This window comes from Nocardiopsis sp. NPDC055824 (genome assembly GCF_053616335.1).
The window spans coordinates 1-11,589 of the sequence record NZ_JBSHDN010000200.1; the positions used below are offsets into that span (position 1 = coordinate 1).

At 73.4% G+C, this 11,589-nt stretch carries 11 protein-coding genes; 7 read left to right on the plus strand and 4 right to left on the minus strand.

What is annotated here, in order from left to right:
- The 6 genes from ACWGL3_RS26940 to ACWGL3_RS26965 form a co-directional block, all read left to right on the plus strand.
- The coding region (locus ACWGL3_RS26940) for an ABC transporter permease (protein WP_452461935.1) at positions 1-823 on the plus strand (823 nt) is incomplete at its 5' end.
- A complete protein-coding gene (locus ACWGL3_RS26945; protein ID WP_267947528.1) occupies positions 820-1,686 on the plus strand; it encodes an ABC transporter permease in 867 nt (288 codons plus the stop codon). The genes ACWGL3_RS26940 and ACWGL3_RS26945, both read left to right, overlap by 4 nt.
- Positions 1,683-2,501: an ABC transporter ATP-binding protein gene (locus ACWGL3_RS26950; RefSeq protein ID WP_267947529.1), complete on the plus strand. Its 819-nt coding sequence runs from the start codon at positions 1,683-1,685 to the stop codon at positions 2,499-2,501. The genes ACWGL3_RS26945 and ACWGL3_RS26950 overlap by 4 nt, the downstream gene beginning before the upstream one ends.
- Positions 2,467-2,823, plus strand: a complete 357-nt coding sequence (locus ACWGL3_RS26955) for a hypothetical protein (protein ID WP_352983287.1) — start codon at positions 2,467-2,469, stop codon at positions 2,821-2,823. The genes ACWGL3_RS26950 and ACWGL3_RS26955 overlap by 35 nt, the downstream gene beginning before the upstream one ends.
- 259 nt (positions 2,824-3,082) lie before the next feature.
- Positions 3,083-3,832, plus strand: a complete 750-nt coding sequence (locus tag ACWGL3_RS26960) for an SDR family NAD(P)-dependent oxidoreductase (protein ID WP_267947531.1) — start codon at positions 3,083-3,085, stop codon at positions 3,830-3,832.
- 320 nt (positions 3,833-4,152) lie between these two features.
- Complete coding sequence (locus ACWGL3_RS26965; protein ID WP_267947532.1) at positions 4,153-4,668, plus strand: 2,4'-dihydroxyacetophenone dioxygenase family protein; 516 nt, start codon at positions 4,153-4,155, stop codon at positions 4,666-4,668.
- A gap of 61 nt (positions 4,669-4,729) precedes the next feature.
- Here the strand turns inward: ACWGL3_RS26965 and lpdA are convergent, their stop codons facing one another.
- The 4 genes from lpdA to ACWGL3_RS26985 form a co-directional block, all read right to left on the minus strand.
- Positions 4,730-6,136 carry a dihydrolipoyl dehydrogenase gene (gene lpdA / locus ACWGL3_RS26970; RefSeq protein ID WP_267947533.1) on the minus strand — a complete coding sequence of 469 codons (1,407 nt, stop codon included), beginning with the start codon at positions 6,134-6,136 and terminating at the stop codon, positions 4,730-4,732.
- Between the two features lie 178 nt (positions 6,137-6,314).
- A complete protein-coding gene (locus ACWGL3_RS26975) occupies positions 6,315-7,280 on the minus strand; it encodes a DedA family protein (RefSeq protein WP_267947534.1) in 966 nt (321 codons plus the stop codon).
- Between the two features lie 314 nt (positions 7,281-7,594).
- Positions 7,595-9,559: a hypothetical protein gene (locus ACWGL3_RS26980; protein WP_452461936.1), complete on the minus strand. Its 1,965-nt coding sequence runs from the start codon at positions 9,557-9,559 to the stop codon at positions 7,595-7,597.
- Between the two features lie 188 nt (positions 9,560-9,747).
- Complete coding sequence (locus tag ACWGL3_RS26985; protein WP_267947536.1) at positions 9,748-10,863, minus strand: winged helix DNA-binding domain-containing protein; 1,116 nt, start codon at positions 10,861-10,863, stop codon at positions 9,748-9,750.
- 81 nt (positions 10,864-10,944) lie between these two features.
- On the opposite strand from ACWGL3_RS26985, the gene ACWGL3_RS26990 reads away from it, so the two are divergent.
- Positions 10,945-11,541 carry a GNAT family N-acetyltransferase gene (locus tag ACWGL3_RS26990; RefSeq protein ID WP_267947537.1) on the plus strand — a complete coding sequence of 199 codons (597 nt, stop codon included), beginning with the start codon at positions 10,945-10,947 and terminating at the stop codon, positions 11,539-11,541.
- The last annotated feature ends 48 nt before the right edge of the window (positions 11,542-11,589 follow it).

Genomic DNA, 11,589 nt, shown 5'->3' on the forward strand with positions numbered 1-11,589 from the left:
CACCGCGCCCGGCGGCCGGGCGGCCCGGAGGGCCCGACGCGGCTCCGGGCCCGGGTTCGTCGGAGCGACGCTCTGGTTCACACTCCCGTTCGTGGTCCTGGTCGCCGTCTGGGCCGTGACCGTCGAGCTCACCGGCGTCCCCAGGCGGATCTTCCCGCAGGTGGACGACGTCGCCGCGGCCCTGGCCGACATGGCGGCGAGCGGTGAGCTCGCCAGGCACCTCGGCGCGAGCCTGTACCGGGTGCTCATGGGAAGCGCCATCGCCGTGGCGACCGGGCTCCCGTTCGGCATCGCCCTCGGCGCCAGCCCGGCCCTGTCCGCGTTCTTCTCCCCGCTGCTGCGGTTCTCCGTGGCGCTGGCGGGGATCGCGTGGATCCCCATCGCCACCCTGTGGCTGGGCTACGGCGACGGCGCCGTCATCTTCATCGTGTGGAACGCCATGTTCTTCGCGCTGGCCTACAACACGATGCTGGGGGTCCGGCGCATCCCCGCGACCCTGCTGCGCTCCGCCCGGTCCATGGGCGCGAGCCGGTGGCGGATGTTCTGGGAGGTGCTCCTGCCCGGGGCGCTGCCCAGCGTCGTCAGCGGCCTGAGGATCGGGCTCGGCTACGGATGGCGCGGCCTGGTGGCCGCCGAGATCATCGCGAGCAGCGCCGGTCTCGGTTACGCGCTCTTCCTGGCCCAGAAGACCTTCTCCACGGACGTCATCATCGCCTCGATGGTCGTCATCGGCGTCCTGTGGCTGATCATGGACCGGCTCCTCCTGGCACCGCTGGAGAGGCGCACCATCGAGCGCTGGGGCATGACGGGAGGTGCGCGATGACCGCGACCCGCGAGAGGAACGCGTCCCCGGGCGCCCGGCCGCGGCCCCGCCGCGCACCCCTGGCCAGGCGGTTCTGGGCCAGGCTGTCCCGCAACAGCGCGTTCCGCACCCTCGGGCCGTTCGTGCCCGTCGTGGCCCTGTGGTGGCTGGTCGCCGAGGCCGGCGTCTTCCCGGACGCCTTCTTCGTCGGCCCCGACAGGGTCGTCGCCGAGGTCGGCGACCTGCTCCGCAAGGGCATCCTGCCCGGCTACCTGTCCGACTCCCTGACCCGGCTCGGCTACGGCGTCGGGTTCGGCCTCCTCATCGGCCTGCCGATGGGGTTCCTGACCGCGATGTCCCTGAGGGTCCGCAAGGCCGTCTGGCCGATCCTGCTGTTCTTCCAGGCCATCGCGGACATCGCCTGGCTGCCGATCGTGATCGTGTGGTTCGGCTTCAGCCTGACCTCCGTCACCTTCGTCATCGTGTACACGATCGTCTTCCCGCTCATGCTCAGCGTGGTGGCGGGGGTCGAGCAGGTGCCGGGCGAGCTGGTCCGCGCGGCCCGCAGCCTGGGCGCCGGCCGCGTCCGGGTGTTCGTGGAGGTCATCCTCCCCGGGGCGCTGCCCGCGGTCGCGAGCGGTGTCCGCACCGGGCTCGGCTACGGATGGCGCGCGCTCGTGGCCGCGGAGATCATCGTGGGCACCAGCGGTATCGGATTCATGATGTTCGACGCCCGCAGGGTCGGCGACGTCAGCCAGGTCTTCCTCGGCATGATCGTGCTCGGGGTCCTCTGGTACATGCTCGACGCGCTCATCCTGGCGCCGTTCGAGAAGGCCACCGTCGAACGGTGGGGGATGGTGCGAAGCATGGAGGGTGACGGATGACCGCACTGGTGATCGAGAACCTGAACAAGGTCTACACCGACGCCTACTCGGGGGAGGAGGTCACCGCGATCGGCGACGTGTCCTTCACCGTGGAGCGCGGTGAGTTCGTCTCCGTCCTCGGCCCCAGCGGCTGTGGCAAGACCACGGTCCTGAACACCGTCGCGGGCTTCGTCGAGCCCACCGGCGGCGTGGTCGAGGTGGACGGGAGCCCGGTCTCCGCCCCGGGGCCCGACCGGGGGGTGGTGTTCCAGAGCCACGCCCTCTTCCCGTGGAAGACCGTGCTCGGCAACGCCGTGTTCGGCCTGCGCATGAAGGGCGTGCCGCGCGCCGAGCGCGAGCGCCGGGGCCGGGAGTACCTGGAGCTGGTCGGGCTGGGCGGGTTCGAGCGCAAGTACCCGCACGAGCTGTCCGGCGGCATGCAGCAGCGGCTCGGCGTCGCCCGGGTCCTCGCGAACGAGCCCGCGGTGATGCTCATGGACGAGCCGTTCGCGAGCATCGACGCGCAGACCCGGCGCAGGCTCCAGGAGGACCTGACCCGGATCTTCGAGGAGCGGAGGCCGACGGTGTTCTTCGTGACACACGACATCGACGAGGCGGTGTTCCTCTCCGACCGGGTGGTGGTCCTCTCCGGAAGGCCGAGCACGGTCCAGGAGATCGTCACGGTGGACCTCCCCCGTCCGCGCACCTGGCGCGAGGCGGTGGACCTCCCGGAGTTCCGGGACAAGGTCGCCCGGATCAACGACCTGCTCTCCGGCGGGGCCGGGACGGGGGGTGGGGCCCGTGTCGACTCGGACAGCCCCGTCGACGTGGTCTAGGGCCCTCAGGAGCGCGACCCTGCGCAGGATCGCCGTGGTGGTCCTGGCGGTGCTCCTCTACCAGGGGTGGCTCGGGTTCCAGGCGATCGGCAAGGCCGAGCCGGGGCTGGGGGACGCCCCCGACGAGCGCGGCAGGTTCGACGTGGACGTGGTCCTCGGGTTCGTGCCCGAGCGGTACCACATCCTCCAGCTCCAGAACCACGGGCGCATCGCGGGCACCGACGACACCGTCGTCCACCTGCGCGGCGTCTCGCCCGCGGGGGTGGACGCCCTGGCGCGCGAGTACTGGATCGAAGCCCTGGTCGCCCCCGAGCCCGAGTAGGCCCCCGCGAACCGCCGGCGCCGTCCACGCCGGCGGCTCCGGCGGGCGGGGACCGGCGGCCCCGGCCCGCCCCGACCCGACCACAACCACATCGACGTCGAGAGACACCCGGCACCCGCGGCGGTACCGGGCTCCCAGTGGACCGCTGTCGCGGGGGCTCCCCCCTCGGCGGTGCCCCGGGGACCACCCGTCCAGAACCAGAGACCGAGTCCACACCCCACGCCGGCGGCCACCCGCCGGCCGCAGAGTCGGAGGAGCCATGGAAGGCCAGCAGCCGGGCCCCGCAGGGAGCCGGGGCGACGCGCACCGCCCCCGCACGGTCGTCGTCGTCGGCGGCACGAGCGGTATCGGCGCGGCGATAGCGGAGCGGTTCGTCGAGCGCGGCGACCGGGTCGCCGTCGGCGGACTGCGGGCCGGCGACGCCCCGCCGGCGCTCCGGGGGGGTGCCGCGGTCACCGAGGTCGACGTGACCGGCGGCGACGCCCTGGAGGACTACCTGGGCGGGTTCCCGGAGATCGACGCGCTGGTCAACGCGGTCGGGATCATCCGGCGCGGCGACGAGTTCGACCCGGCCGTGTTCGCGCGCGTCGTGGAGGTCAACCTGACGTCCGTGATGCGCTCGTGCGTGGCGGCCCGCCCGGCGCTGGCCGCCTCGGGCGGGTGCGTGGTCAACATCGCGTCGATGCTGAGCTACTTCGGCGGACCGCTGGTGCCCGGCTACAGCGCGAGCAAGGGCGGCATCTCGCAGCTCACGCGGTCGCTCGCCGTCGCGTGGGCGCCGGAGGGCATCCGCGTCAACGCGGTCGCGCCGGGGTGGATCAGCACCGACCTGACCGCCGGGATCCGCGAGAACGACGAGGCCCAGGCGCGCATCCTCGACCGGACGCCGATGGGCCGCTGGGGGCGTCCGAGCGAGGTCGCGGGCGCCGTGGACTTCCTGTGCGGACCCGACGCCGGGTTCGTGACGGGCGCGGTCGTGCCCGTGGACGGGGGGTACCTGGCGGCCTGACCGGGAACGGGCGCCCACCGGGCCACGGCCCACCGCCCCTACCGGCCGCACAGGTCACACAGGCCCCACAAGACCACCCACCGGATCGCGGGCGCACGCGCCCGCGCCCCACGGGGCGGCGCGGCCCCGCGACCGCGCCCCACAGACGCCCTGGGGAGCTCCCACCGTCACCGGTCACCCGGTGGGGCGGGGCGGACAGCTCCTCAGGTGCCTTCCACGAAGGAAGAACGGCAGGCGCCGCGACCAGGCGCAGCAGAGCAGGACCGGCCACACCGAGCCGCGCCGGCCCCAGGGCCGGACGGCACAGCAGGGAGGACACCGTGTCACCGAACGCCGCATCCGCCAACGAGCCCGTGCGCATCGCACCGTCGCCGGGCATCCCCGCCGAGATCGCGATCCCCGCGGTCCCCGAGGACCCGCGCATGTGGGTCCCGCAGGCGCCGAACGTCTGGTTCCGTCCGCTGATGCTCAACACCGTCACGGGCCAGTGGTGCAACCTGCTCAAGGTCACCGCGTCCGGGATCGTGTCCCGGCACCGGCACCCCGGGGCCGTGTTCGGCTACGTCATCGAGGGCAAGTGGCACTACCACGAGCACCCCTGGGTGGCCGAGGCCGGGCACTTCGTGTACGAGCCGCCGGGCGAGATCCACACGCTCGCGGTCCCCGAGGACTGCGACCACATGGTCACGTTCTTCAACATCAGCGGGGCCATGGTCTACGTGGACGACGACGGCGTCCAGACCGGCTACGAGGACGTGTTCACCAAGATCGAGATGGCCCGCGCGCACTACGAGAGCGTGGGACTGGGCAACGTCGTCGACGACCTGATCCGCTGACCGCGCGGCAGGGCCCCCCGCCGCCGCCCGGGGGCGCGGCGGGGGACCTCCGCGGGCGGGGCTACAGGTTGATCATGTGCCCGGAGAGGCCGTGCACGGCCTCCTTGACGGCCTCGCCGAGCGTCGGGTGCGCGTGGATGTTGCGCGACACCTCGTGGACGGTCAGGTCCCACTGCTGGGCCAGGGTCAGCTCGGGCAGCAGCTCGGTGACGTCCGGACCCACCATGTGGGCGCCGATGATCTCTCCGTACTTGGCGTCGGAGAGCACCTTGACGAAGCCGCGGGTGTCGCCGAGCCCGTGCGACTTGCCGTTGGCCATGAACGGGAACTTGGCGACCTGGACGTCGTACCCGGCCTCGCGCGCCTCGTTCTCGGTGTAGCCGAAGCTGGCGATCTGCGGCTGGCAGTAGGTGGCGCGGGGGATGAACTTGTAGTCGATCTCCTGCGTCTCCGCGCCCGCGATGGTCTCGACGGCGACGATGCCCATGGCCTCGGCGGTGTGGGCCAGCATGAGCTTGGCGGTGACGTCGCCGATCGCGAAGATGTGCGGGACGCTGGTGCGGCCCCGGCCGTCGATGGCGACGGCGCCGCGCTCGGTGAGCTCCACGCCGGTCTTGTCGAGGCCGAATCCCTCGACGTTGGGGGCGAAGCCGATGGCCTGGAGGAGCTTGTCGGCCTCCAGGGTCTGCTTCTTGTCGTCGGTGCCGGTGACGTGGACGCGGACTCCCTCGCCGGTGTCCTCGACCGACTCCACGCGGGTGGAGGTCATGACCTTCACGCCGAGCTTCTTGTACGCGCGGGCGAGCTCCTTGGAGACCTCCTCGTCCTCCAGGGGGACGAGGCGGTCCAGGAACTCCACGATCGTGACGTCCACGCCGTAGTTGGCCAGGACGTACGCGAACTCGACGCCGATGGCGCCCGCGCCCGCGATGACGATGCTCCCGGGCAGGTTCTCGTCGAGGATCTGCTGCTCGTAGGTGACGACCCGCTCGGACAGCTCCGTGCCGGGCAGCAGCTTGGTGGAGGAGCCCGACGCGATCACGGCGTGGTCGAAGGTGACGGTCTCGGTGGAGCCGTCTTCGCCGCGCACCTCGACCGTGTGGTCGTCGGTGAAGGTGCCGCGGCCGTCGATCTCGGTGATCTTGTTCTTCTTCATGAGGAAGTGGACGCCCTTGACGCGCCCGTCGGCCACCTCACGGCTGCGGCTGTGCGCCTTGCCGTAGTCGAACTCGACCTTGCCGTCGACCTTGATGCCGAAGAAGTCGGCCTCGTTGTTGAAGAGGTGGGCCAGTTCGGCGTTGCGCAGGAGCGCCTTGGAGGGGATGCAGCCCACGTTGAGGCAGACGCCGCCCCAGTACTTCTCCTCGATGACGGCGGTCTTGAGGCCGAGCTGGGCGGCGCGGATGGCCGCCACGTAACCACCCGGCCCCGCGCCGAGGACCACCAGATCGAAGTGTCGTTGTCCCATGACGGGATCTCCTTGAGTGTGTTTGTGACGCACCCAGCGCAGACGGCTTGCCCGGGGTGTCCGATTGCCGAACGCCAGCCTAGTCGCGTGAGGCCACCGGGTGTGTGACCAGGTCGGGACCGGTCGGGCGTTCGGGCGTCGCGGCTGGTCACAGGGGTGCCCCGGGGGTTTCCGCCCGTCAGGCGCGGGGTGCGGGGCCTTCGGCGCCGGCGAGCTCCCCGCCCGCGGGGGTCGCGGCGGAGCCGTCCTCGGCGCCGGTGGCGGCGGATTTCCCGGACCGCTCCCCGGCGGTCCCGGCGGCCTCGGCCGCCCTCGCGGCCTCCTCGGCCCTGGCCAGGCGCATCTGCTTGACGACCGGGACGAACGCCATCACGAAGACGATCGCGAGCGTGACCCACAGGGCGTACCTGTCCACCGCCAGGACGATGTCCACCCCGGTCTGCCCCGCCGCGTAGCCGACGCCGGCGACCGTGGCCGTCAGGAGCAGCGCGCCGAGGGCGTCCAGCAGCAGGAAGGTCCGCAGGCGCATGCCGGTCCAGCCCGCGACGACGTAGACGAAGAGGGCGGGCACGCCCGGGAGGTAGGAGAGCGGCATCGCGGCCCGGATGATCCAGGGGTTCATGTCCTCGGCGCGGTCCGCGAACCGCTGCGCCTTGTCGCCCTGGGCGATGAGGTCGACGAAGCCCCGGCCCCAGCGCCTGCCCACCCACCAGAAGAGCCAGTCGACCTTGACCTTGCCGACGACGCCCGCGAGCACCACGAGCCACAGGGGGATCTCCCCGATGCGGGCGAAGGCCGAGGCCGCGCCGATCGCCGCGTTGCTGCCGGTCACGAACGCGAGGCCGACGGGGTGTTCGGCGATCAGGAAGGGCTTCAGCGGGGTCAGCGCCATGAAGAACAGGGGGATCGCGACGACCGTGAACAGCAGGGCCTTGTCCTGGCGGGTCGCCTTGCCCTTCCAGGGCTTCATGGCCCGCAGGACCTCCATCGCCTCCTCCTGCTTGCGCTCCTTCTCGATCTGCTCGGCGGTTCTGCCGTCGGCCTCGTCGGAACCCGCGCCGGGGGTCGCGTCAGGGGCTCCCGCCGCCGTGCCGGGGGCGGGGCGGTCCGGGTTCCCGGAGGTGTGCTTCTGCGTGGTCGCCATGGACCAAGGATCCCCTGCCGGACGGTCGGCCCGGAAGTCGTAGGAGTCACGGCGTCCGTGTGAGAGCTGCAACCGGTCGCCGATGACAAGTGTCATGTGCGGTACCGGGTCCCGCCGGCGGTCGCGGACACCGCGATGAGTTTCGCCCGTCCGGCGGGTCCGTACCAGCGGTGTCGACGACAGCAGGAGGAGCACATGCCGCAGTTGCTGAGGGTCCAGAACTTCGACGCCCCGGCCGACGGGATCGGCGCCGGCGAGCGCCGGGGACCCGGGCCGGCCACGGGTCGCGGCCCTCGGGCCCGTGGCGGTCGCCCTCAGCGCTCGGGCGGCGTGGGCCACTTCCAGCCGGGAGCCCACGACCAGCTGTCCGAGACGCCCGGGGGCATCGGCGGCAGCAGGTGCGCGCCCGGCGGGCGGCGGGAGCCGTCCTGCTCGGACGGGGCCCCGTCCCCGTCCCCGACAGGGTCCGGGGCGGGCGGCGGCGGGTCCGACTCCCACGGACCGGGGTCGAACGCCCCGGACGCCTCCGGGTGGCCGGGAACGGCGGGCGGCGGCGGGTCGGCGGCCCACCCGAACGGCTCGGATCCGTCGCGGGCCCCGGCCGGTTCCGGGCCGTCGGGGGCGCCGTCGTACGAGGAGCCGTTGCGGAACCCGAAGCGGTCGCCCTCGCCCGGCTCGAACCGGTCGGCGGACTCGTCGCGCAGCCCCAGTTCGTCACGGGCCCCGGGCGGGTCTACGGGCACGCCGCCGCCGAAACCGCCCGTGCGCCCCTGCGGCGCCTCCCACGGGTCGGACGAGGTCGGCGTGCTCGGCGGCGAACCGAACAGCGGGTCGTCGTCCGCCCCGTGGTCGGGTTCCGGGGAGGACGCGCGGCCGTAGTCGTCGCGGAACTCCGGCGGCAGCTCCCACCGGTCCTCCGAAGGGGGAGCGGACGCGGACGACGGATCCCCGGGCCGGAGCGGGTCCCCGCCTCCGAAGGGGGCCGCGTCCCCGGCAGGGACGTCCGCCCGCGCCGGGCGGTCGTCGGCGTCCCCGCCCGCGGTTCCGGCGGGGTCGGCGGCGCCCGTGGCGAAGGGGTCCTCCCGCAGGCTCTCCGGGTCCAGGGCGGCGAACGCCGCCGACATCGGTCCGGAGTCCACCTCGGCGTAGTGAGCGGCCACCCCGAAATGGCGCGGGGGCCTGCGGTGCGTGCCGGTGTCCTCGTTCTCGATCGGCGGCGCCAGCGGGTGGCGCACCGACCCCGCGGGGTGCATCCGCGCCCACCAGGCCGCCGCCTCGTCGTGGCGCAGCTCCGCCACGACCTCCAGCGAGCCGGGGATGTGCGGGTGCCTGCGCCCCGCCCTCCACGAGTGCGTGAGCGTCTGGGGCTCCAGGACCAGCACGCGTTCGCCGTCGACCACCGGGATGTCGCCGGGCAGGGCCTCGTTGCCGACCCACTCGCCGTTGCCGCCGACCAGGTCCCACTCGCCGCGCACGACGTCCGCGAGGGGGTCGGCGGGGGTGTCCAGGCACGCGGAGGTCCACCGCGGGTCGGGCCGGGTGCCGGGGACGAGGCGGCCCTCCTTGCCGATGAGCGCGTCCGCGAGGAGGGTGTGCAGCTGGAAGTTGTCGCCGATGCCGTCGAAGCGCACCCGGAAGCCGCGCCACGAGGCGCGGTCGAGCACGAGCACGGTGTCGGCCTCGGCCATCCGCAGGAGTTCGCTCACCTCGGCGAACTCGGTGAGCTGGGTGGAGAGGGCCCGGGTGATCTGGCTGAGCCCGTCCAGGGCGCTGGTGTCGGCGCGCACGGCGGCGCGCACCCCGGGGTCGCCGAGCATGGCCTTGGCCGCCAGGCCGTAGCGGAGGGAGGTCCACCAGCCGACGGTGGCCAGGGGCGCGTTGTCGCCGAGGACCTCCTCGACGCGCTGCTCCTCGGGTTCGGACACGTCGGCGGGGGCGGGGAGGGGGCCGCCGCCGGTCTTGTCCCAGGCGTGCATGAACGCCACCGCGGCCTGACCGTAACTTCCGAGCTGTCGGAGTACCTCCAGTCCCACCTCTCCCGCGGGGGCGCCGGACTCGACCAGGGCCCCCGCCAGGACGGAGAGGTCGGCGGCGATGCCCGCGACCCGTTCGGAGTCGCCGAGCACGGGGGCGAGCGCCTCCAGTGCGATCGCGAGTTCTTCCTTGGACACCTGCGAGGACAGCCGGAACACGTCGTGCACGGCTGCCGGGAACCCGGGTGCCTGGCTGGCGGCGGTGTCGAGCACCCGTTGGAACGCGGCGCGGAACTCATCAGTCACCCGTGAATCCTTCCATACCCGCACGTTGTGTCCGTGGTCGCCCACGTGCGTTGATAGCGGACTTCCCGGCCCGTCCCCGCTGGTTCGTGCGGCGGTCGCGCGGTGTCCGCCCGGATCGGAGGCGGGGCTCCCCGGCCGGGTCCGTTCGGAGGCCGCAGGGGGGTCGCGCGGAGGGTGTTCGGAGGCACTCAGGCCGTCGGGGCGAACCGCACCTCGTGCCCGCCCCGGTCCGCGGCGAGGAACCGCAGCATCCGCAGCCCCTCCGCCTCCACCTCGTCGCGGTCGGCCCCGCTGATCGGGGCGAACGGGACCACCTCGACGGCGGCGTTCCGACCGGTCCGCACGACCTTCCAGGAGGCGCGCACCTCCCCGTCGACCAGCACGGTCGCGGGCGGCATCCCGTTGCGGGAGGTGAGCCGCCCGAGGTCCTCGTCGGAGACGACCCGGCTGCGGTCGGCGTGCCCGCGCAGCAGGTTGTCGAAGTCGTACAGCAGGCGGACCGGCGCGGAGGTGTCCCCGTCGGGGCGCGGGGCGTCGGGGAGGTCGAACAGCTCCTTGCCGTCCTCCCCCCGCAGGACCACGAGCCTGTCGCGCAGGCGGTCGAACACCTCGCCCAGCCGGGTCAGCCCGGACCACGCCTGCGCGTCCATCACCCCGGCGGGTCCGAACGCGGCCAGGTAGCGCAGCACCATCCCCTCCGGGTCCGGCGCGGCGTCCATGGGCAGCCCCGTCCAGGTGTCGGCGGGTGCGAGCACGGCCGGGCCGGAGGCGCCCCACACGCCGCGCGGCGGGATCTGGAGCACGGGCAGGCGGGCCTTGACGACCTGTGCCAGGTGGGCGCCCTCCACATCCGGCCACCGCTCGTTGAGCCGGGCGCCGAGCGCGCGCAGGTCGAGCGGGGCGCGGGTGAGGATCTCGTACCCGGCCGCCGCGACCTCGTCGGGGTCCAGCCCCCGTGCGGCCCGGCCGTGCGTGCTGTGCGCGAGCACCCGGTCGACGCCGGGTTGGACGGTCGGGCGGAGGAACCGGCAGTCCTCGGGGGTGACCAGGTGGAGGGTGCCGCGCATGAGCGTGACGCGGACGAGCGCGCCGTCGGTGAGGAGGCGGCCGACCGTCTCGGGGGCCAGGCCCTCGATCCGGTTCTCCAGCCCGGCGTACCAGGTGTGGGTGGTCTGCGCCTGGAGCCCGGCGAGGCGGGTGACCACGTCGGTGACCGGCAGGTCCACCCGCCGCAGGAGGAGCTGGCGGTCCAGGGTGGCGCGGTTGAGCGCCCGCCGGGAGATGACGGTGCGGGTGGTGGCCATCGCTCGGCTCCTCCGGGATCCGGTTGGTGGTCGAACACTACAATCCGGCACGGACACACCGGTCGGAGCAGGGGAGGGCGCATGTCGTGGACCGAGAGGTCGAGGGTGCGGCTGGAGAACGGGCACGTGTCGCTCACGCCGGTCGTGGAGGCCGACAGGGCGGGGTGGCGCGCGCAGGCGCTCGACCCCGACATCTGGACGTACTTCGTGACCAGGGTGGACGACGAGGCGGGCTTCGAGGAGTTCTTCGACTCCTACCTGGCCGCGAGCGACGCCGGCAGGCGTACGACGTTCACGGTCACCGACCTGGCGAGCGGACGCGTGGCGGGCAGCATGAGCTACGGCAACCTCGCGGAGAAGGACCTGCGCCTGGAGGTCGGCAGTTCGTGGCTGGGCCGCGACTTCCGCGGCCGGGGCGTGAACCACTGGGCGAAGTTCCTGCTCATGCGGCACGCGTTCGAGGGGATGGGCGCGGAGCGGGTGGAGTTCAAGACCGACGTGCTCAACGAGCGGGCCCGCCGGGGCCTGCGCGCGGTCGGCGCGACGGAGGAGGGCGTGCTGCGCTCGTACAACGTCATGCCGGGCGGGCGGCGCCGCGACGCCGTGTACTACTCGGTGCTGCGCGCCGAGTGGCCGGACGTGCGGGCCCGCCTGGAGGGGGGACCGCGCACCCGGTAGGCCCTGCGGCCCGCGGCTCCCGCCGACCCCGCGCACGCGGCGGCGGCG